The sequence below is a fragment of the Cribrihabitans marinus genome (genome assembly GCF_900109035.1).
Taxonomy (GTDB): domain Bacteria; phylum Pseudomonadota; class Alphaproteobacteria; order Rhodobacterales; family Rhodobacteraceae; genus Cribrihabitans; species Cribrihabitans marinus.
Genome location: NZ_FNYD01000008.1, coordinates 119,761 through 140,636, shown reverse-complemented (window position 1 = coordinate 140,636; position 20,876 = coordinate 119,761). Strand labels below are relative to the sequence as shown.

At 68.1% G+C, this 20,876-nt stretch carries 19 protein-coding genes; 8 read left to right on the top strand and 11 right to left on the bottom strand.

Annotated features, from left to right (window positions below):
- Nucleotides 1-24 precede the first annotated feature (24 nt).
- The 6 genes from BMX57_RS14300 to BMX57_RS14275 form a co-directional block, all read right to left on the bottom strand.
- The gene (locus tag BMX57_RS14300) at nt 25-2,040 is read right to left on the bottom strand and encodes a M3 family metallopeptidase (RefSeq protein WP_092368420.1); all 2,016 of its coding nucleotides are present in this window, start codon (nt 2,038-2,040) and stop codon (nt 25-27) included.
- 4 nt (nt 2,041-2,044) lie between these two features.
- A complete protein-coding gene (locus BMX57_RS14295; RefSeq protein ID WP_092368417.1) occupies nt 2,045-3,094 on the bottom strand; it encodes a HesA/MoeB/ThiF family protein in 1,050 nt (349 codons plus the stop codon).
- Nucleotides 3,094-3,549 (bottom strand): dUTP diphosphatase, encoded by a 456-nt coding sequence (gene dut / locus BMX57_RS14290; protein ID WP_092368414.1) that lies wholly within the window; start codon nt 3,547-3,549, stop codon nt 3,094-3,096. Before dut ends, BMX57_RS14295 begins: the two co-directional genes overlap by 1 nt.
- A gap of 54 nt (nt 3,550-3,603) precedes the next feature.
- Nucleotides 3,604-4,800, bottom strand: coding sequence for a bifunctional phosphopantothenoylcysteine decarboxylase/phosphopantothenate--cysteine ligase CoaBC (coaBC, locus tag BMX57_RS14285; protein WP_092368411.1), 1,197 nt, complete (start codon nt 4,798-4,800; stop codon nt 3,604-3,606).
- Nucleotides 4,801-4,897: 97 nt separating this feature from the next.
- A complete protein-coding gene (locus BMX57_RS14280) occupies nt 4,898-5,722 on the bottom strand; it encodes a ChaN family lipoprotein (protein ID WP_092368408.1) in 825 nt (274 codons plus the stop codon).
- Nucleotides 5,719-6,597, bottom strand: coding sequence for an RNA polymerase factor sigma-32 (locus BMX57_RS14275; protein WP_092368405.1), 879 nt, complete (start codon nt 6,595-6,597; stop codon nt 5,719-5,721). The genes BMX57_RS14280 and BMX57_RS14275 overlap by 4 nt, the downstream gene beginning before the upstream one ends.
- On the opposite strand from BMX57_RS14275, the gene cobU reads away from it, so the two are divergent.
- From cobU to BMX57_RS14255, 4 genes are all read left to right on the top strand, one after another.
- Nucleotides 6,591-7,223 carry a bifunctional adenosylcobinamide kinase/adenosylcobinamide-phosphate guanylyltransferase gene (cobU, locus tag BMX57_RS14270; RefSeq protein WP_308419742.1) on the top strand — a complete coding sequence of 211 codons (633 nt, stop codon included), beginning with the start codon at nt 6,591-6,593 and terminating at the stop codon, nt 7,221-7,223. The genes BMX57_RS14275 and cobU overlap by 7 nt on opposite strands.
- Nucleotides 7,220-7,798, top strand: a complete 579-nt coding sequence (locus BMX57_RS14265) for a histidine phosphatase family protein (RefSeq protein ID WP_092368402.1) — start codon at nt 7,220-7,222, stop codon at nt 7,796-7,798. The genes cobU and BMX57_RS14265 overlap by 4 nt, the downstream gene beginning before the upstream one ends.
- Before the next feature lie 61 nt (nt 7,799-7,859).
- Nucleotides 7,860-8,558: a glutathione S-transferase gene (locus tag BMX57_RS14260; protein ID WP_092368399.1), complete on the top strand. Its 699-nt coding sequence runs from the start codon at nt 7,860-7,862 to the stop codon at nt 8,556-8,558.
- A 56-nt stretch (nt 8,559-8,614) separates the two neighbouring features.
- The gene (locus BMX57_RS14255) at nt 8,615-10,129 is read left to right on the top strand and encodes a YifB family Mg chelatase-like AAA ATPase (RefSeq protein WP_092368396.1); all 1,515 of its coding nucleotides are present in this window, start codon (nt 8,615-8,617) and stop codon (nt 10,127-10,129) included.
- On the opposite strand, the gene gshB is transcribed toward BMX57_RS14255, so the two are convergent.
- The 3 genes from gshB to rsmI form a co-directional block, all read right to left on the bottom strand.
- Nucleotides 10,126-11,058, bottom strand: a complete 933-nt coding sequence (gene gshB, locus BMX57_RS14250) for a glutathione synthase (protein WP_092368393.1) — start codon at nt 11,056-11,058, stop codon at nt 10,126-10,128. The two genes, BMX57_RS14255 and gshB, sit on opposite strands and share 4 nt — an antisense overlap.
- Before the next feature lie 61 nt (nt 11,059-11,119).
- Nucleotides 11,120-11,491, bottom strand: a complete 372-nt coding sequence (locus BMX57_RS14245; RefSeq protein ID WP_092368390.1) for a YraN family protein — start codon at nt 11,489-11,491, stop codon at nt 11,120-11,122.
- Between the two features lie 2 nt (nt 11,492-11,493).
- Nucleotides 11,494-12,351 (bottom strand): 16S rRNA (cytidine(1402)-2'-O)-methyltransferase, encoded by an 858-nt coding sequence (gene rsmI / locus BMX57_RS14240; RefSeq protein WP_092368387.1) that lies wholly within the window; start codon nt 12,349-12,351, stop codon nt 11,494-11,496.
- Nucleotides 12,352-12,434: 83 nt separating this feature from the next.
- Here rsmI and BMX57_RS14235 point away from each other — a divergent pair, with 83 nt between their 5' ends.
- From BMX57_RS14235 to murJ, 3 genes are read left to right on the top strand one after another with little or no spacing between them, the layout of a single operon-like run.
- Nucleotides 12,435-13,610: a penicillin-binding protein activator gene (locus BMX57_RS14235; RefSeq protein ID WP_092368825.1), complete on the top strand. Its 1,176-nt coding sequence runs from the start codon at nt 12,435-12,437 to the stop codon at nt 13,608-13,610.
- Nucleotides 13,570-16,398, top strand: coding sequence for a [protein-PII] uridylyltransferase (locus BMX57_RS14230; protein ID WP_092368384.1), 2,829 nt, complete (start codon nt 13,570-13,572; stop codon nt 16,396-16,398). The genes BMX57_RS14235 and BMX57_RS14230 overlap by 41 nt, the downstream gene beginning before the upstream one ends.
- Nucleotides 16,395-17,936, top strand: coding sequence for a murein biosynthesis integral membrane protein MurJ (gene murJ, locus BMX57_RS14225; protein ID WP_092368381.1), 1,542 nt, complete (start codon nt 16,395-16,397; stop codon nt 17,934-17,936). Before BMX57_RS14230 ends, murJ begins: the two co-directional genes overlap by 4 nt.
- A 10-nt stretch (nt 17,937-17,946) precedes the next feature.
- On the opposite strand, the gene BMX57_RS14220 is transcribed toward murJ, so the two are convergent.
- The gene (locus BMX57_RS14220; RefSeq protein ID WP_092368378.1) at nt 17,947-18,633 is read right to left on the bottom strand and encodes a rhomboid family intramembrane serine protease; all 687 of its coding nucleotides are present in this window, start codon (nt 18,631-18,633) and stop codon (nt 17,947-17,949) included.
- Nucleotides 18,634-18,724: 91 nt separating this feature from the next.
- On the opposite strand from BMX57_RS14220, the gene trpS reads away from it, so the two are divergent.
- Entirely contained in the window at nt 18,725-19,753 is a 1,029-nt protein-coding gene (gene trpS, locus BMX57_RS14215) for a tryptophan--tRNA ligase (protein WP_092368375.1), read from the top strand.
- A 21-nt stretch (nt 19,754-19,774) separates the two neighbouring features.
- Here trpS and BMX57_RS14210 read toward each other — a convergent pair whose 3' ends face one another.
- The gene (locus BMX57_RS14210) at nt 19,775-20,824 is read right to left on the bottom strand and encodes a Glu/Leu/Phe/Val family dehydrogenase (protein WP_092368372.1); all 1,050 of its coding nucleotides are present in this window, start codon (nt 20,822-20,824) and stop codon (nt 19,775-19,777) included.
- Between the last annotated feature and the right edge of the window lie 52 nt (nt 20,825-20,876).

The following is a 20,876-nucleotide window of genomic DNA, read 5'->3' as shown; positions in this document are numbered from 1 at the left end:
TGCGCCGCAGGCGCATCCCCGCGTTCAGCCCGCCGCCAGCCCCCGCCCCCTGAGCAGCGCGCGGACCTCGGGCAGCCGCCCCCGGAACGCCACGTAAAGCTCCTCGGGCTCCTTTGAGCCGCCGGTCGACAGGATGTGGCGCTCCAGCGCCGCCGCGCGCCCGGCATCGAAGGCCCCGCCCGCCTCCTCGAAGGCGGCAAAGGCGTCGGCATCCATCACTTCGGACCACATGTAGCTGTAATAGCCCGAGGAATAGCCGTCGCCGGCAAAGACATGCGCGAAATGCGGCGTCGCGTGGCGCATCCCGATGGCGTGGGGCAGGCCGATCCCGGCCAGCACCTCGGCCTGTTTCGCCATCGGATCGGCCGGCGCCGGGCCGTCGTGAAATTCCAGATCGACAAGCGCCGAGGCGACATATTCCACCGTCTGGAAACCCATGTCGAAATTCGCCGCCGCAAGCAGGCGGTCCAGCATATCCTGCGGCATCGCCTCGCCGGTCTCGGCATGGGTGGCAAACTCGGCCAGCACCCCGGGCACCTCCAGCCAATGCTCGTAGAGCTGGCTGGGCAGTTCCACGAAATCGCGCGCCACCGAGGTGCCGCTGATGCTTTCATAGGTCACATCCGACAGCATCTGGTGCAGCGCATGGCCGAATTCATGGAACAGCGTGCGTGCATCGTCCCAGGACAAAAGCGCCGGATCGCCCTTGGCGAAGTTGCACACGTTGATGACGACCGGCGCCTGCTCCTCGGGGAACTTCGCCTGCTGCCGCATCGCCGAACACCACGCGCCCGAGCGTTTCGACCCGCGCGCGAAATAATCGCCGACGAAAACCGCCACGTGGCGGTCCCCGCGCGTCACCTCCCAGGCGCGGCAGTCGGGATGATAGAGCGGGACGTCCAGCGGCCGGAACTCCAGCCCGAACAGGCGATGCGCGCAGGCAAAAGCCGCCTCGATCATCCGGTCGAGCTGCAGATAGGGCTTGAGCGCCGCCTCCTCCAGATCATGCTCGGCCCGGCGCCGTTTCTCGGCGTAGTGGTGCCAGTCCCACGGCTCAAGCGGGCCGTTCACTCCGTCGGCCTGCATCATCCGCGTCAGCACCTCGGCATCCGCCTCGGCCCGCGCCTTCGCAGGCTCCCAGACCTGCATCAGCAACTCCCGGACCCGGTCGGGGCTGCGCGCCATCTCGGTTTCCAGCTTGTAGGTCGCGAAATCGTCGTAACCCAGCAGCTTTGCCCGCTCCTCGCGCAGGGCGAGGATCTCGGCCGCGATGGCCCGGTTGTCGGTCGCGCCGCAATTGGCCCCGCGCGCGGCCCAGGCCAGGTAGGCCCGCTGTCGCAGGTCGCGGCGTGGCGAGAATTGCAGGAACGGCACGATCAGCGAGCGCGAGAGCGTCACCACCGGCCCCGCAGCGCCCTTCTCCCGGCCCGCCGCACGCGCGGCATCGATGACGAAATCCGGCAGCCCCTCCAGGTCGTCCTCGTCCAGGGCAAGTGACCAGCCACGTTCATCCGCCAGCAGGTTCTGGGTGAATTGCGTCCCCAGCGTGGCCAGCCGCGACTTGATCTCCTTCATCCGCGCCTCGGCGGGGCCTTCCAGCGCCGCGCCGGCCCGGACGAATCCGCGATGGGACAGCATCAGCACCCGCGCCTGCTCGTCGCTCAGATCCAGCGTATCGCGCCGCGCCCACAGCTCCGCAACCCGGGCGAACAGGGCCTTGTTCGCGGAAATCTCGGAGAAATGCGCGGCAAGTTTCGGTGCGAACTCCCGCTGCAATTCCTCGCGCACCGGGTTGCTGTCGGCGCCGGCCAGGGTGAAGAACACCGAAAGCACCTTGTCCAGATCCGCGCCCTCGGCCTCCAGCGCCTCGACGGTGTTGGCGAAGTCCGGTGCCGCGGGGTCGCCCGCGATGGCGTCGATCTCGGCGCGATGCGCGGCCAGCGCCAAGTCCAGCGCCGGGGCGAAATCGTCGTCGGAAATGGCGTCGAACGGGGCCATGCGGAACGGTGTGGTCCAGTCGGACAGGATCGGATTGCTCATCACTTCAGCCTTTGTCGTTGTTCCCGCAAACCGGGCAGTCGGCGCGCCGTTTCAGCCCGATGCGGCGCGTCTCGCCGTAAAGACCGTCATAGATCAGCAACGCGCCCCTGAGCGCCGTGCCCGCGCCGGTGATCACCTTGACTGCCTCCATCGCCATCATCGCCCCGACGACGCCGGGCAACGGCCCGGCCACGCCGGCCACGCTGCAGGCCGGCGCCAGCGCCTCGTCCGGGGCCTCGGGAAAGATGCACTGGTAGCAGGGCCCGGAATGCGCCGGATCGAACACGCTCACCTGCCCCTCCCACTGGGTCAACGCGCCCGAGATCAGCGGTTTGCCCTGCGCCACCGCAACCCGGTTGGCCAGGTAGCGCGTGGCGAAATTGTCGCTCCCGTCCAGCACGAAGTCATAGTCGGCAAACAGATCGGCGGCGATCTCGGGCGTCAGGCGGCGGTGATAGGGCCGCACGGCAACATGCGGGTTCTGCGCCTCCATCGCGCGCTGCGCCGAGAACACTTTGGGCATGCCGATATCGGCGTCGTCATGGATGACCTGCCGTTGCAGGTTCGCGTTCTCGACCACGTCGTCGTCGATCACGCCAATGGTGCCGACCCCGGCGGCAGCGAGGTATTGCAGCGCCGGTGCGCCCAGGCCCCCGGCGCCGATCACCAGCACCCGCGCCTGCTTCAGCCGCTTCTGGCCCGGCCCGCCCAGCTCGCGCAGGACGATATGGCGGGCATAGCGGTCCAGCTCGACCTCCGAGAAGCTACCCGTGGGCGCATCAGGCTTCGGTCCGGATGCGTCCGCGCGTGCTCGCAGCCCCGCCACCCAGCGGCCATAGAGCAACGCCAGGACGGCAAATCCCGCCAGCAGCAGCCAGGGCGCGGGGCTGCCGCCGGTTGCGGTTCGCAGAGGATGCCCCGCCGGCAACACCAGTTGGAGCGCAAGCACCAGCAGGAACAGGCCCGCCAGGACTGTCAGCCGGGATTTCGGCGGGACGCCCAGCGCCCAGCCGGCGCCCCACAGCGCCGCTGCCACGGCCAGAACCAGCCCCATCAGCCGCGCCCCGTCGATCCGAACCCGTCGCTGCCGCGCGTCGTCCCGTCCAATTCGGAGGTCTCTTCGAACGCCGCGCGGACTACCGGCGCCACGACCAGCTGCGCGATCCGGTCGCCATGGGAAATCTCGAAGGATTCGTGCCCGGCATTCAGCACGATCACCCCCAGCGGCCCGCGATAATCGCTGTCGATCGTGCCCGGCGTGTTGACCAGCGTGATGCCGTATTTCAACGCCAGGCCCGAGCGCGGCCGCACCTGGATCTCGTGACCCTCGGGTATCTCCACCCGCAGCCCGGTGGGCACCAGCGCCCGCGCGCCCGGCTCCAGCATGATCGCGCCGCGGTCGGGAAACGAGGCACGCACATCCGCCCCCGCGGCCCCCGCGCTCTCATAGGACGGCAGAGGCACAGACGGGTCCGCACCCGCCTCGCGGATCACCCGGATGGTCACCATGCACACTTCCTTGTCTTCATCTTTTTCCAAATACTCCCGCCGGAGGCGGACAGATCACTCCGCCAACGCCGCCGCGATCCGGTCGGCCAGGCGCGCGGCCACCGCATCCTTGCCCATGCGCGGCCATGTCTCCGGCCCCTTGTCGGTGATTAGCGTCACCGCATTCTCGGACCCGCCCATGATGCCGGTGTCCGGGCTCACGTCATTGGCCAAGATCCAGTCGCACCCCTTGCGCGCACGCTTGGCGGTGGCATGGGCGATGACGTCATCGGTCTCGGCGGCGAACCCGACCACCAGTCGCGGTCGGCCCGCGTCCATCTGCGCCACACTCTTCAGGATGTCGGGGTTCTCGGCGAATTCCAGCGCCGGCATCCCGTCGCGGGTCTTTTTCAGCTTGCGGTCCGAGGCGCTGGCCACGCGCCAGTCGGCCACCGCCGCGGCAAAGACCCCGGCATCGGCGGGCAGCGCCTCCTGCACCGCGGCGGCCATCTGCGCGGCGGACTCCACGCGCACCAGTTCGACCCCGTCGGGCGGCGGCACCTCGGCCGGTCCGGTGATGAACACCACCTGCGCACCCAGCGCTGCAAGGGCCCGCGCCACGGCGGTTCCCTGCGCGCCCGAGGAGCGGTTGGCGATATAGCGCACCGGGTCGATCGGCTCATGCGTGGGGCCGGATGTCACCAGGACCCGGCGGCCCGCCAGCGGCCCGTCGCCCAGCGCAGCCTCGATGGCGGCGACGATCTCCAGCGGTTCGGCCATGCGCCCCGGCCCGAACTCGCCGCAGGCCATGTCGCCGTCATTGGGTCCGGTCACGCGCAGTCCATCGGCCTTCAGCTGCGCCAGGTTGCGCTGGGTCGCGGGATGCTGCCACATTCGCACGTTCATCGCCGGCGCCAGCAGGACCGGCGTATCGGTCGCCATCAGCAGGGTCGAGGCCAGGTCGTTTGCCAGCCCGCCCGCCATCTTGCCCATCAGATCCGCCGTCGCCGGCGCCACCACCACCAGGTCGGCCACGCGCGAGAGCTGGATATGGCCCATCTCTGCCTCGTCCGTCAGGTCGAACAGGTCGCGATAGACCTTGGTTCCCGCCAGCGCAGAGACCGAAAGCGGAGTGACAAATTCCGCGCCCGCCGCGGTCAGCACCGGCGTCACCGCCGCGCCGCGCTCGCGCAGCCGCCGGATCAGGTCCAGCGCCTTGTAGGCGGCGATTCCACCGCCGATGATCAGCAGGATGCGTTTGGACGCCAGCATGGCAAGCCTTTCGGAACGTCGCGGACTGGCCGAACATTATGCAAGCCGGCAAGGTTCTGCCAGAGCCGATTGCGGGATGGGCCGGGTGCGACCGCGTTCAGCCGAACGCCGCGCAGGGGTTCTCGCGCTCGGGGGCCGGCGCATTGAGCACCGCATCGAATTCGCCAGAAATGGTGGCGCCGGTTTCGGACAGGCCCAACGCGAAAACCCGCAGATTGGGCGCCATGCGCGCAAGGAAAGTGGGAATCCCGCGATCCTTGCGGGCGTGGCCGTTGCCGGTGATCACCACGACGGGCGTGCCCTGCTCCTCCACCGCGCGCAGAATGGCGCGGGTCAGCACCGCGTCGCGCAGACGCTGCATCTGGACGATCTGCGGCAGGATCTCGGGCGGCAGGGCGTTGCAATGGGCGCTCTGCTGATCCGCTTCGCGGGCCGCCTGTTCCTCAGGTGGCAAAGGGATGGTCAGCCCAAACCGCGCCGCATCGGCACCCAGCGCACTGGCCGGGCCGGCCTTCATCGCCGCGCGCGCGGCCTCACGCGGGACCAGCGCGCCATAGAGCGGCGCATCCGGCGACGCCTCGAAAATTGGGAGGTAAAGTGCAAGCGGCGGCCAGCCGAGTTCGGGCCAGCGCAGCATCTTTGCCATCTTCTTGGGCTCGGAGATCAGCTTGCGGTTGACCCGCGTTGCGGCCTCCTCGGTCAGCATTTCCCAGACCACGGCCCTGGGCGACAGCGCCGCAACCGCCGCGGCCTGCATCTTGTGGTGATGCGGGTTGTCATGCACCTCGCCCAGGAGGATCACATCGGCCGCTTCCATCCCCGCCAGAACCTCATCCGGCAGAGCGGGCTCATCGGCCGCGGCATGCAGCGCCAGGGTTGCGCTGCACAGAACGGCCACGACCAATGGAATGGAACGTCTCATGCCAGGAAATTCTGCACCTCGCGCGAGCAGGCTTCAAGCTTTTTGCGCATCTTTCCGAACGCCGCCGCCTCAAGCTGGCGCACACGCTCCTTGCTCAGGCCCAGTTCCTGGCCGAGACTTTCCAGCGTGCGCGGCTGGTCGCGCAGCTTGCGCTCGCGCACGATGAAGCGTTCGCGCTCGTTGAGGGTCTGCATCGCCTCGATCAGCCAGTCGCGCAGCTGGGCATTGTCGTGGCGGGATTCGACGGTCTCGGCGGCCTGTTCGCTGTCATCCTCGAGCACGTCGATCCATTCGCGCCCCTCTTCGTCCGCGCTCTGCACCGCGTTCAACGAGAAATCGGAGCCCGAAAGGCGGCCTTCCATCATCTCGACATCGCGCAGCGGCACGCCGATCTCGGAAGCGATCATCTGGTGCAGCTGGTGGCGGTCCAGCGCCATGCCCTCGGCTGCGGCCTCGCGTTCCAGTTTGGCCTGCACCCGGCGCATGTTGAAGAACAGAGATTTCTGCGACGAGGTCGAGCCGGTGCGCACCATCGACCAGTTGCGCATCACGTAATCCTGGATGCTGGCCTTGATCCACCAAACCGCATAGGTCGAGAATCGCACGCCGCGGTCGGGGTCGAACTTGTCGGCGGCCTTCATCAGGCCCAGTCCCGCCTCCTGGATCAGGTCGTTCATCGGCGCGCCATAGCGCTTGAACTTGGCCGCCATCGAGATCGCAAGGCGCATATAGGCGGTGATCAGCCGGTGCAGCGCCTTCTCGTCGCGCTGATCCCTCCAGGCATAGGCCAGCTTCAGCTCGGTCTCCGCATCCAGAAGCTCGGCCTTCATCGCCTGGCGCGACATTGTCGTGTCATAGGAATAATCGAGTGCCATTGCGTTTCTCCCTGAACGCCCGGGCTGACCGCCGGGCTTGTCTTTGCGCATTTGTGGTCTATACGCAGGAAACTGGCGGCCGGTTCACAACCGAGGTAACAATCTTGCTTGCGAAATTCACCCTGGTGTTGGGAGGCGCGGCTTCTGGAAAGTCGGCATTTGCCGAGGAACTGGTTGTTTCCACCGGAAAATCTCGGATCTACTTGGCCACTTCACAAGTGCTTGATGACGAGATGAGGGACAAGGTGCGCCGCCACGTCTCGCAGCGCGGCGGCGGGTGGCGCACGGTCGAGGCGCCGTTCGAGCTGTCCGATGCGCTGGCGGCGGCCGGGTCGGACGAGATTGTCCTGCTCGACTGCGCGAGCATGTGGCTGAGCAATCACCTGCTGGCCGGGAATGACCTGCCGGATCGGCAGGCGGCGCTGCTGGAGGCGATCGAGGCCTGCCCCGCGGATGTGGTCGTGGTGTCGAACGAGGTCGGGCACGGCATCGTTCCCGACAACGCGCTTGCGCGCCGGTTCCGCGAGGCGCAGGGCCGGTTGAACATCGCCCTGGCTGCGCGGGCGGAACTGGTTGTCATGGTCACGGCCGGGCTGCCGATGACGCTGAAGGGGACGCTGCCATGACCCGCCTGCACCTGGTCCGGCACGGGCCGACCCACGCCAGGACGATGGTGGGCTGGTCCGACCTGCCCGCCGACCTGAGCGATACCGAAGCGATCGGACGTCTGTCGGCGCACCTGCCGGAACAAGCGGTCGTCGTATCGTCTGACCTGATCCGTGCGGCCGACACCGCCACCGCGCTCCAGGGTGCGCGGACCCGCCTGCCCGACCGCGCCGCCCTGCGCGAGATGCGGTTCGGCGACTGGGAGTTGCGCGCCCATGCCGATATCGAGGCCGAAGATCCCGAGCGCATCCGCGCCTTCTGGGACCGGCCCGGCGAGGTGCGGCCGCCCGGCGGCGAAAGCTGGCACGAGCTGAGCGCGCGGGTGGACCGCGACATCGATGCGCTGGTGACGGCGCATCCCGGCGGCGACATTGTGGTCGTGGCGCATTTCGGCGTCATCCTCTGTCAGTTGCAGCGCGCCCTGCGCGTCAGCGCCGAAGACGTCTTTGCCCACCGGATCGACAACCTGTCGGTGACGCGGATCACATGCGCCCCGGAGGACTGGACTGCCGACCTGATCAATCACCGTCCGTGATGGCCCGCCACACGGATCGTCGCTTGGCGGGATGCCTGCGTGGTGCCTATCCTTCTTGCCCATGACCTACGACCTGTTCATCGGTGACCGGATGTTCTCCAGCTGGTCGCTGCGCGGCTGGCTGATGCTCGAGAAATTCGGCCTTCCGCATCGCATACACATGATCGGGCTCTACACCGGAAAGATGGCGCAGGACATGGCGCCGCTGGCCCCGGCGCGGCTGGTGCCGGTTCTGCGCCTGCCGGACGGAACCGTGGTCGGCGAAAGCCTCGCCATCGCGGAAACACTGGCCGAGCGGCATCCCGGGGCCGGTCTCTGGCCCGCCGATCCGGCGCTGCGCGCGACCGCCCGCTGGCTCTGCGCCGAAATGGCGACGGGATTCCTCGCCTTGCGGGCCGAATGCCCCATGCAGCTGGCCCATTGCTTTGACGGGTTCCGCCCGTCGCCGGAAACCCGCGCCGACCTGGAGCGGATCGAGACGCTGTGGGGACATGCCCGCGCGGCCTCCGGCACGCGTACCGGGCCGCTTTTCGGCGCCTACAGCCTGGCCGATGCGTTCTATGCACCGGTCGCGGCCCGGATCGTCGGCTATGGCCTGCCGGTGTCGGACACGGGGCGGGCCTATTGCGATGCGCTGCTGGACGATCCGGCGATCCATCGCTGGCGCGCCGCGGCCGGCGAGGTGCGGTATGACCCGTTTCCCTATTCGCAGGATCTGCCCGTGCGGCCCTGGCCCGGAGACACCGTCGAGACACGTTAACCGTTTCGAAACCTGCGGCGCGGTAGCAATCGGGTGTTAACCAACGCAGGATACAAATGGTCGCCCGCGCCTATACCGTCGCATTCCAGGGGGTAGAGGCCCGCCCGGTCGAGGTGCAATGCGCCGTCAGCCCGGGCCTGCCCGCCTTCTCCATCGTGGGGCTGCCGGACAAGGCCGTGTCCGAGGCGCGCGACCGGGTGCGCAGCGCGCTGGCCGCAATGGCCATCGCTTTGCCGTCCAAGCGGATCACCATCAATCTGTCGCCCGCCGACCTGCCCAAGGAGGGCAGCCATTTCGACCTGCCCATCGCGCTGGCCCTGCTGGCCGCGCTCGAGATCGTGCCGCGCGAGGCTGCCGAACAAACCGTTGCGCTGGGCGAGCTGTCGCTGGACGGCTCTCTGGTACCGGTGGCCGGCGCGCTACCCGCGGCGATGACCGCCGCCGCGGATGACCGGACGCTGCTGTGCCCCAAGGCGTCGAGCGCCGAGGCGGCCTGGGTCGGGGCGGCGCAGGTGATCGGCGCCGAGAGCCTTGGCGCGGCGTTGCGCCACTATACCGGGCAGTGCCCGCTGGAGCCGGCCAGCCCCGGAGAGGTCGATCTCAGCCCCTGCCCGCGCGACCTGCGCGACGTGAAGGGGCAGGAACGGGCCAAGCGCGCGCTCGAGATCGCGGCGGCAGGCCGGCATCACCTGATCCTGATCGGCACGCCGGGATCGGGAAAGTCCATGCTGGCGGCGCGGATTCCCGGCATCCTGCCGCCCCTGACGCCCACCGAGGCGCTGGAGACCTCGATGATCCAGTCGCTGTGCGGGCTGCTGAGCGAGGGCGGGATCAGCCGCACGCGGCCCTTCCGCGAGCCGCATCATACCGCGTCGATGGCGGCAATCGTCGGTGGCGGAAAGGGTGCGAAACCCGGCGAGATCAGCCTGGCCCATAACGGCGTTCTGTTCATGGACGAGTTCCCCGAGTTTCCCCGCACGGTCCTGGAAACACTGCGCCAACCCATCGAGACCGGCGAAGTGATGGTGGCGCGCGCCAACGCGCATGTGAAATACCCCTGCCGGTTCATGCTGGTCGCCGCCGCCAACCCGTGCAAATGCGGCTATCTACCGGATCCCGCCCGCGCCTGTTCGCGCGCGCCCGGCTGCGGCGAGGATTATCTGGGGCGTATTTCCGGCCCGCTGATGGACAGGTTCGACCTGAGGCTGGAGGTGCCGCCGGTGGATTTCACCGATCTCGACCTGCCCGCCTCGGGCGACGGCTCGACCACCGTGGCCGCGCGGGTCGCCGCCGCACGCGAGATACAGGCCACGCGGTTCCGGAGCACGGAGGGCCTGCGCCAGAATGCCGATGCCGAAGGTCGCGTGCTGGAGGAGATCGCCACCCCGGACGCCGAGGGCAAGGCGCTGCTGCTGAAGGCCGCCGACCGCTTCGGCCTGTCGGCGCGCGCCTATCACCGGATCCTGCGGGTGGCGCGGACGATCGCCGATCTGGACGGCTCGGAGGATGTGCACAAGCCGCATGTTGCCGAGGCGCTGAGCTTTCGCATCAGCGCCCGGGTGGCGGCCTAGAGCCTGGCCTCGATGGCCTCCCAGATCCGGCCGGCCACGTTGATGCCGTCGAACCGCTCCAGCTCTTGTATGCCGGTGGGCGAGGTCACGTTGATCTCGGTCAGGTAGTTGCCGATCACGTCGATGCCGACAAAGATCTGGCCCTTCTCGCGCAGGAGCGGGCCGATGGCCGCGCAGATCTCGCGGTCGCGCTCGCTCAGCCCCACCTTTTCGGGCCGCCCCCCCACATGCATGTTCGACCGGGTCTCGCCCGCCGCCGGCACCCGGTTGATCGCCCCCACGGGCTCTCCATCGACCAGGATCACCCGCTTGTCGCCCTGGCTCACGTCGGGCAGGAATTTCTGCACGATGAGCGGCTCGCGGCTGAACCCGGTGAAGAGTTCATGAAGCGAGGTCAGGTTGCGATCACTACCGTCCAGCCGGAACACGCCCGCACCGCCATTGCCGTAGAGCGGCTTGAGGATAATGTCGCCATGCCGGTCCTTGAACGCCTTGATGGTCGCCAGATCGCGGGCCACGGTGGTCGGCGGGGTCAGGTCGGGAAAATCCAGCACCAGCAGCTTTTCGGGATAGTTGCGCACCCAGAACGGGTCGTTCACCACCAGGGTCTGCCCCCGCAGCCGGTCGAGCAGGTGGGTCGCGGTGATGTAGTGCATGTCGAAAGGCGGATCCTGGCGCAGCCAGATCACGTCGAATTCCGACAGGTCCACCTCGCGCTCGGGGCCCAGCCGGGCCGGATCGCCGGCGACACGCTGCACCTCCATGTCGTGCCCGCGCGCGGTGATCCGCCCCTCCTGATAGGCCAGGCGGTCGGGGTCGTAGTAGAACAGCTGATGCCCGCGCGCCTGCGCCTCTTCGGCCAGACGGAACGAGCTGTCGGCGTTGATGTCCACGGCCCCGATCGGGTCCATCTGAAAGGCGATCTTCATGGCGCACCCCTGTTGCGAACAGCCGATACATGGCGCAGCCAGCACGAGGGTGCAATGCTGTTCAGGTCAGGCCAAAGGCATTCTCGACGATCCGGAACGCACCGGTTGCGTCCACCAGCGCCACGTCGAACCGCATCTCGGTCAGTTGCCCGTCCGGCTCCCCGGCCAGGAAAGCCTGCGCCGAGGCACAGATGCGATCCATCTGCCGCCGGCCGATACGCTCGGCCGCGCGGTCGAAATCGCGGCTCTGCTTGACCTCGACAAAGACCACGCCCCGGCCGTTTCGGGCGATCAGGTCGATCTCGCCGCCCGGCCCGCGCCAGCGCCGCCCGGCGATGGCGAACCCGCGCCGCTCATAGTCGCGGGCGATGCGCTGCTCGGCCGCCTCGCCGGTCCGGTGGTTGAGATATCCGCGCCGGCGGGGTGATCCCATGCCTACTTGCCTCCGAGTTTCAGCGCCATCTGGTAGACCGGCCTGCGCGGCATCCGGTGCATCCGCGACACCAGGTCGGCGGCATCCTTGACCGAGTGTGACTCGAGCGCGGTTAACAGGGCCTTTTCGATCTCGGCCTCGCTTGCGGCCTCGGGCGGGACGCGGTCGACCAGCAGAACGATCTCGCCCTTCACGCCCTGCGCCGCCAGCTGCGCCGCCAGATCGCCCAGCGGGACGCGGCGCACCTCCTCGAATTTCTTGGTGAGCTCCCGGCACAGGGCCGCAGGGCGCGCGTCCCCCAGGACCTGCGCCATGTCGGCCAGGCTGTCGGCCACGCGCTTTGGCGATTCGTAGAAGACCAGCGTACCCGGCATGTCGCGCAGCGCCTCGAGCCGGGTGCGCCGGGCCTTGGCCGCGCTGGGCAGGAACCCCGCGAAGAAAAACGCATCCGTCGGCAACCCGGCCAGCGTCAGCGCGGTCAGCACGGCGGACGGACCCGGCGCGGCGGTGACCATGTGGCCCGCCTCGGCGGCGGCCCGGCTGAGATCGAAACCGGGATCGGCGATCAACGGCATTCCGGCCTCGGAGGCGTAGGCCACCGATTTTCCATCCGCCAACGCCGCCAGCAGGCGGGCGCGCGCGCCGGCGCCGCTGTGGTCGTGGTAGGCCACTATCCGCCGCCCAGCGAGGGGAACGCCATGAATCTCCAGCAGCCGGCGCAGGCTGCGTGTATCCTCCGCGGCGATCACGTCGGCCGAGGCCAGCACGTCGAGCGCCCGCAGGGTGATGTCGCGCGCCGTGCCGATCGGGGTTCCCACGAAGTAGAGCCCGGGCGGCAGCGGAACGATTTGGTAAGTCAAAGCTGGACCCGCCTTTCATGACGTTTATGATCGCGGCTGATCGCTACGGCCGCCAGATGCCGGAACAGGGAGTTGTCATTCACATGTTTGCCGTTTTCAAGACCGCCCGCAAGTTGACCCTCACGGGGCTGGCCCTTGTCTCTGCCGCGCTGCTCGCGGCCTGTGACCCGGCCGCCACCGGCAGCGGGGGGCCGACCGTCGACACCGGCAAACCGGTGCCCGTCGCCCTTCTGGTGCCGAGGGGGTCGGGGCAGTCCGGCGATGCCGTGCTGGCGCAGAGCCTCGAGAACTCGGCGCGGCTGGCGATGCAAGACCTGTCCGGCGTGCGGATCGACCTTCGGGTCTACGACACCGCGGGCAATGCCAGCCAGGCCGCCGCGGTGGCGAAACAGGCGGTGTCCGAGGGCGCGCAGATCATCCTGGGGCCGGTTTATGCGCAGTCGGCCAACGCCGCCGGTCTCGCGGTGCTCAACGACAACGTCAACCTGCTGGCGTTTTCCAACAACACCAACATCGCCGGCGGCAATGTCTTCGTGCTGGGGCCGACCTTCCAGAACACCGCCAACCGGCTGGCCCGTTACGCGGCGCGGCAGGGCAAGGGCAATATCGTCGTCGTGCACAGCAACGACGAGGCCGGACAGCTGGGGCGCGCCGCCATCGAGGCGGCGATCTCGGGCAGCCCGGCACGCGTGGCCGGCACGGTGCCGTTCCAGCGCTCGCAACAGGGCGTGATCGCCGCCGTGCCGCAGGTGAAGTCGATGGTAGATGCCACCGGGGCGGACTCGGTCTTTCTGACCGCGACGACGGCCGGTGCGCTGCCGCTGTTCAGCCAGCTGCTGCCCGAGGCGGGGGTGCCGCCGGAGTCCAAGCAGTATATCGGCCTGACCCGCTGGGACATTCCCGCGCAGACGCTGGAACTGCCGGGGGTGCAGGGCGGATGGTTCGCACTGCCCGATCCGGTCAAGTCCCAGAGCTTCCAGTCCCGCTATGCCGCGGCCTATGGCGGGGCGCCGCATCCGATCGGCGGGCTGGCCTATGACGGCATCGCCGCGATCGGCGCGCTGGTGGGGGCCGGCAAGTCCAACGCCCTGACCGGCGCCGCGCTGACCCAGGGCGCGGGGTTCCAGGGTGTCGGCGGCATCTTCCGTTTGCGCCGCGATGGCACTAATGAAAGGGGGCTGGCCGTGGCCACGATCCAGAACAAACAGGTGGTTGTGATTGACCCTGCCCCAAGCAGCTTCTCCGGCGCCGGATTCTGATCCGGATTTTCCGTCACCGCTTCGGCCGGAGCTGAAAGGCCCGCTGATCCGCGACCCGCATCTGATTTTCGACCCTGTGGCGGTTCAGGACAGCATCCGGACCGCCGCCATGCAATCCCCCGACAACGGGGCGCTTCGGGCCGAGGTGGTCAGGATCCTGCGCGCCGCGCAGGACGCGGGCCGCAAGGAGATCGCGACGGGCTTCGCCGAGCAGCCCTTTGCCGCGCGGCCGCTGACCCGCGCCTATACCTACCTGACCGACGGAATCGTGCGCAGCGCGCTCTATGTCGCCGGCGAGCTGTTGCATCCGCAACCCAACCCGACATCGGGCCAGCGCATCGCGGTGATCGCGGTCGGCGGCTATGGCCGGGGCGAGATGGCGCCGTTCTCGGATGTCGATCTGCTGTTTTTGACGCCCTACAAGGTCACCGGCTGGGCCGAGAGCGTCATCGAGTCGATGCTCTATATCCTGTGGGACCTGCGCCTGAAGATCGGGCATTCGACACGGACCATCCGCGATTGCCTGCGTCTGGGCGCCGAGGATTCCACGATCTGCACCGCGATGCTGGAGCAGCGCTTTCTGGCCGGCGATGCCGAGCTGGCGGAGGAGCTGGACGGGCGGCTGAAATCCGACCTGTTCAAGGGCGGCGAGCGGGACTTTATCGAGGCCAAGCTGGCCGAACGCGACGAGCGGCATATCAAGCAGGGCGCGCGCTACATGGTCGAGCCCAACGTGAAGGAGGGCAAGGGCGGTCTGCGCGACCTGCAATCGCTCTACTGGATCGCCAAGTTCATCTATGGGGTGCAGGACGTCGCCGAGCTGGTGCCGCTGGGCCTGTTCCGGCCCGAGGAGTTCGACACCTTCGTGCAGGCCGAGGAGTTCCTGTGGGCGGTGCGCGCGCATCTGCACCTGGTCACCGGCCGGCCCAGCGAGAAGCTGACCTTCGACCTGCAGGTCGAGGTGGCCGAGCGCATGGGCTACGAGGACCGCGCCGGGCGGCGCGGCGTCGAGGTCTTCATGCAGCGCTATTTCCTCGAGGCGACGCGGGTGGGCGACCTGACCCGCATATTCCTCACCAAGCTGGAGGCGGCGCATGTGAAGAGTGCCCCGCTGCTGGAGCGGATCTTTCGCCGCCGGCCCAAGACCCGGGCGGGCTACACGGTGGTCAACAACCGGCTGGCCGTGGCCGACGATCGCAAGTTCCTGGCCGACAAGCTGAACCTGTTGCGCATCTTCGAGGAGGCGCTGCGCACCGGCATGCTGATCCACCCGGACGCCATGCGCCTTGTGACCGCCAACCTGCACCTGATCGACGAAGAGACCCGCAACGACCGCGAGGCGCAGCGGATCTTCCTCGACCTGCTGCTGAAACACGGCAACCCGGAACGGGCGCTCAGGCGGATGAACGAACTGGGCGTGCTGTCGGCCTTCATCCCCGAGTTCCAGCCGATTGTGGCGATGATGCAGTTCAACATGTATCACAGCTATACGGTGGACGAGCACACGATCCAGTGCATCGCCCAGCTGGCCCAGATCGAGCGCGGCGAGCTGATCGAGGAGCTGCCGGTCGCGTCGTCGATCCTGAAGACCGGCGTGAACCGCAAGGTGCTCTACGTGGCGCTGCTGCTGCATGACATCGGCAAGGGCCGCGAGCAGGACCATTCGATCCTCGGCGCCCAGATCGCCCGCAAGGTCGCGCCGCGGCTGGGGCTGAACAAGGCCGACAGCGAGACAGTGGAATGGCTGGTGCGCTATCACCTGCTGATGTCGGACATGGCGCAGAAACGCGACATCGCCGACCCGCGCACCGTGCGCGGGTTTGCCAAGGCGGTTGGCAGCGTCAAGCGGCTGGACCTGCTGACGGTTCTGACGGTCTGCGACATTCGCGGGGTCGGCCCGACGACCTGGAACAACTGGAAGGCCACGTTGCTGCGGGCGCTGCATGCCGAGACCAGGCGGGCGCTGGAAACCGGGCTTGAGGATCTCAGCCGTGCAAATCGGGGCGCCGAGGCCAAGAAGGCCCTGCGCAAGGCGCTCGCCGACTGGTCCAAGGCCGATCTCAAGGCCGAGACCGCCCGGCATTACGACCCGTATTGGCAGGGTCTGAACCTGTCCACCCACGTGGAGTTCGCCGGGATGCTCAAACGGCTGGAGGAGGGCGGCGACCCCGGCGCGGTCGAGATCCGCCTGCATCCCGACGAGGACCGCGACGCCACCCGCGCCTGTTTCGCGATGGCCGACCACCCCGGCATCTTCGCCCGCATCGCCGGGGCGCTGGCGCTGGCCGGGGCCAACGTGGTCGACGCGCGCAGCTATACCACCAAGGACGGCTTCGTGACCGACGCGTTCTGGATCCAGGACGCCGAGGGTCATCCCTACGAGGCCGACCGTCTGCCGCGCCTGACGCAGCTGATCCACAAGACGCTGGGCGGCGAGGTCGTGGCCCGCGATGCGCTGGTCTCGCGCGACAAGGTGAAGAAGCGTGAGCGCGCTTTCCGGGTGCCGACGCATATCACCTTCGACAACGAGGGATCCGAGATCTACACGATCATCGAGGTCGACACCCGCGACCGGCCGGGCCTGCTCTATGACCTGGCGCGGGCGATGGCCGAGGCGAATGTCTATATCGCCAACGCCGTCATCGCCACCTATGGCGAACAGGTGGTCGACACGTTCTACGTCAAGGACATGTTCGGGCTGAAATACCATTCCCAGCCGAAACAGCGCGCGCTCGAGGCGCGACTGCGCAAGGCCATCGCCGCGGGCGTCGAACGGGCGGCTTCATGAAACCCATCCGCCTGTTGTCGGGGTTCTTCACCGTCGGCTTCTGGACGCTGGCCAGCCGGATCCTGGGCTTTGCCCGCGAGATCCTGCTGACCGCCTATATCGGCCCCGGCCCGGTGATGGACGCCTTCGTCGCCGCCTTCCGCCTGCCCAATCTGTTCCGCCGCTTCTTCGCCGAGGGCGCGTTCAACGCCGCCTTCGTGCCGATGTTCTCGAAACGGCTGGAGGGCGGCGAGGATGCGCACGGCCTGGCGCAGGAGGCATTCTCGCTCCTCGGCGCGGTGGTGCTGGGGCTGGTGGCGCTGGGCATGATCTTCATGCCGGTTCTGGTCTGGGCCACTGCAGCCGGCTTCGCCGGCGACGGGCGTTTCGACATGGCGGTCGGATATGGCCGGATCGTGTTCCCCTATATCCTGTTCATGTCGCTGGCGGCGCTGTTTTCCGGGATCCTGAACGCCACCGGCCGGTTTGCCGCTGCCGCCGCCGCGCCGGTTCTGCTGAATGTCTTTGCCTGCGGGGCGATGATCGCGGGCGCGATTGTCGGCGGGGCGGTCATCGACTGGCTGGTCTGGGTGATCCCGGTGGCCGGTATCGCGCAACTGGCGCTGGTCTGGGTCGCCGCCGAACGCGCCGGGTTCCGCCTGCGCCCCGGCCTGCCGCGCGTGACCCCGCGGATGCGCCACCTGGTGCGTGTCGCGGTGCCCGCGGCGCTGGCGATGGGGGTGACGCAGGTGAATCTGGTGGTGGGTCAGCTGGTCGCGTCGCGCACCGAGACGGCGGTAAGCTGGCTGTTCGCCGCCGACCGGCTCTATCAACTGCCGCTGGGCGTGGTGGGCATCGCGGTCGGCATTGTGCTGCTGCCGGACCTGTCCCGGCGTCTGCGGGTGGGGGACGAGACCGGCGCCCGCGACGCACTGTCCCGGGCGGGCGAGTTCACGCTGCTGCTCACGCTGCCCTCGACCGCCGCGTTCCTGGCGGTGCCCCTGCCCCTGGTCTCGGTCCTGTTCGAGCGCGGCGCCACCGGCCCCGAGGACAGCGCCGCCATCGCCGTCGCGGTGGCAATCTATGGCGTCGGGCTTCCGGCCTTCGTGCTGCAGAAGCTGCTTCAGCCGCTCTATTTCGCGCGCGAGGACACGGTAAGCCCGTTCCGCTATGCCGTCGTGGCGATGGCGATCAATGCCGGGCTGGCCTTCGGCCTCTATCCGCTGGTGGGTTGGCTGGCCCCGGCCATCGCCGCCTCGACCGCCGGGTGGGCAATGGTGGTTCTTTTGGCGCTGGGCGCGCGCGGCATGGGCGAGGCCGCCCGGTTCGACGCGCGGTTCCGCACCCGCAGCCTGCGCATCGCGCTGGCCTCGGCGCTGATGGGGCTTTGCCTGTGGGCGGTTGTCCGGGCCGCGCCGGCGGTGTTTGGGTTGCCGGGCTGGCGTTATGCCGCGCTCTTGGGGCTGATCGCGCTGGGCGCTGCCGTGTATTTCGCACTGGGCCAGATGCTGGGCGCCTTCCGCCTGTCCGAGATGCGCCGGGCGCTGCGCCGGGGATAGGCGGCGGGCGTCAGTCGTGCCGGATCCCGCGCCGGATCCTTGCCCAACCGCCGGGCGCGACGAAGAAGGACAGCGCAAAGCCGGTGCCAAATCCGGCCAGGTCCGCCACCCAGTCATTGGTGCCGCCGAAGAGCAGGCCGAAGAGCAGTTGCGCGCCCATCAGGAAGGCGATCAGAACGAAGGCCCGGCTCTGGTTCTCGCCCACCAGCGACAGGTTGCGCCACAACAGCCAGGTGAAGGCGCCGATCAGCCCGTAGACCGCCGGGAAGCCGCCAATCAGCGGATAGGGTTCGGACAGCAGCAGGCCATAGGCCAGCGCGCCGCCCACGCCCGACAGCACGAAGACCGCGAGCATGGCGGCATTTCCGAACACCTCGGCCACCATCTTGCCCATCGCCAGAACGAAGACGCAGACGAACAGCGTGTGGGTAAAGCTGGCATGCACGAAGGGATAGGTGACGAAACGTTTCAGGTGCTCGGGCGGCCACTGGCCGGTCTGCCACATCCACTCCAGGATATCGCCGGAGAACGAATAGCCCTGGATCGCCGCAAGCCGCCAGCCCACCGCCTCGGGGCCACCGATGATGCCGCGCGCGCCCAGCGAAAAAGCAAGCTCGATCCCCGTGATCACCAGGACAAGCGCCACGACGACGGGGGGCAACGGGTTCACGGCGGGGGTGTAGTGCGGGCTGCTCATGGGTGCGGGGCCTTGTTTTGCGGCGGTTGACGTCCCTGAGAGGCATGGGTAAGCGACATGGGCCGAATTTTCCAGACGGGAGTTCCCTTTCATGGCCGAGACGCAATTCACTCCGCGCGTGTTTTCCGGGGCGCAGCCCTCGGGCAACCTGCACCTGGGCAACTACCTGGGCGCGCTGCGGAACTGGGTGCGGATGCAGGGTGACGACTTCGAGACCATCTATTGCATGGTCGATCTGCACGCGATCACCGTCTGGCAGGACCCGGCCGAACTGCGCCGCGCCACGCATGAGCTGTGCGCGGGCTATATCGCCGCCGGGCTGGACCCCGCGAAATCCATCCTGATCAACCAGAGCCAGGTGCCCGAACACGCGCAGCTGGCCTGGATCTTCAACTGTGTCGCCCGCATGGGCTGGATGCAGCGGATGACGCAGTTCAAGGACAAGGCCGGCAAGAACGCGCAGAACGCCTCGCTGGGGCTGTTCGCCTATCCGGCACTGATGGCGGCCGACATCCTGGTCTACCACGCGACCCACGTGCCGGTGGGCGAGGATCAGAAGCAGCACCTGGAGCTGACCCGCGACATCGCGGCGAAGTTCAACCATGACTACGGGGTGGAGTTCTTTCCGCTCACCGAGCCGGTGATCCAGGGCGCGGCCACTCGTGTCATGAGCCTGCGCGACGGGTCAAAGAAAATGTCCAAGTCGGACCCGTCCGACATGAGCCGGATCAACATGACCGACGATGCCGATGCTATCGCCAAGAAGATCCGCAAGGCCAAGACCGACCCGGAACCGCTGCCCTCCGAGGCGGCCGGGCTGAAGGACCGGCCCGAGGCGCGAAACCTGGTCGATATCTACGCAGCACTCAGCGATCAGAGCGTCGGCGAGGTGCTGGCGGCATATGGCGGCCAGCAATTCGGCACGTTCAAGCCCGCGCTGGCGGATCTGGCGGTCGAGAAGCTTGCGCCGATCGCCGCCGAGATGGCCCGCCTGATGGACGACACGACCGAGATCGACCGGATCCTGACCCGCGGCGCCGAACGCGCCCGGACGATTACGGCGCCGATCCTGCGCCAGACCTATGACATCGTGGGAATGCTGCCGCCGGCCGTGATCTGACGGCCGGGGCGGCGCCGCGGCTCAAGCCGCGGTCTTGTGCAGGATCTCGGCGACGATGCTCTCGGCAACCTCGTTCGGGCTGACCGATCGCCGTGCGGCACCGGTCAGGATGCGGTCCATCGTCCGGTTCAGCGCGTCCAGCTTCTCGTCCACCCACGCGGCGCGGTTGTCGATCCGCAGGATCTCGGTCGCCACGTTGATGATGCCCCCGCCATTGGCCACGAAATCCGGCGCATAGAGAATGCCGCGCTCATGCAGACGGCGGCCGTCCTCGTCGGTGGCCAGTTGGTTATTGGCGCCGCCGGCCACCACACCGACCTTCAGTTGCGGGATGGTGTTGCGGTTCAGGATCGCGCCGATTGCGCAGGGCGCAAAGATATCGGCCTTGACGCCATAGATCTCGTCGATTCCCACAAGCCGTGCGCCAAAGCTCTCCACGGCGCGGCCGACCTGTTCGGCATCCACATCGGTTACGACCAGCTGCGCGCCCGCACTGTGCAGCAGATCGCACAGATGCCAGCCGACATGGCCGAGCCCTTGCACCGCAACGGTCCGTACCGACAGATCATCGCTGCCGAAACGGTGCCGGGCAGCGGTGCCGATGGCGTTGAAGATGCCGCGCGCAGTGATCGGCGAGGGATCGCCGCTGGCATAGGCGCCATCGGCCAGGCCGGCCACATGCGCGGTCTGGGTGCCGATCTCGGCCATGTCCTGCGGCGTCATGCCCATGTCCTCGGCCGTCCAGTAGCGGCCCTCGAGCGCCTCGACGGCGCGGCCGAAGGCGCGCAGCATCTCGGGGGTCTTCTGGCGGGCGGGATCGGCGTCGATCACCGCCTTGCCGCCACCCAGCGGCAGGCCGGCCGCGGCATTCTTGAAGGTCATGCCACGCGACAGGCGCAGCGCATCCTCCAGCGCCGCCTCGGGGCTGGAATAGGGGCGCATCCGGACACCGCCTGCCGCCGGACCCAGCTGGGTGGAGTGCACGGCGATGATGGCGCGCAGCCCGCTCTCGGGGTCTTCGATCCGCACGACCTGCTCATGGCCGGGCGCGTCGACGGGAAACAGTTTCATGCGACTCCTCCTTTGTTCTTCGACTCATTTTGCAACTCTTCGCACAGTGATT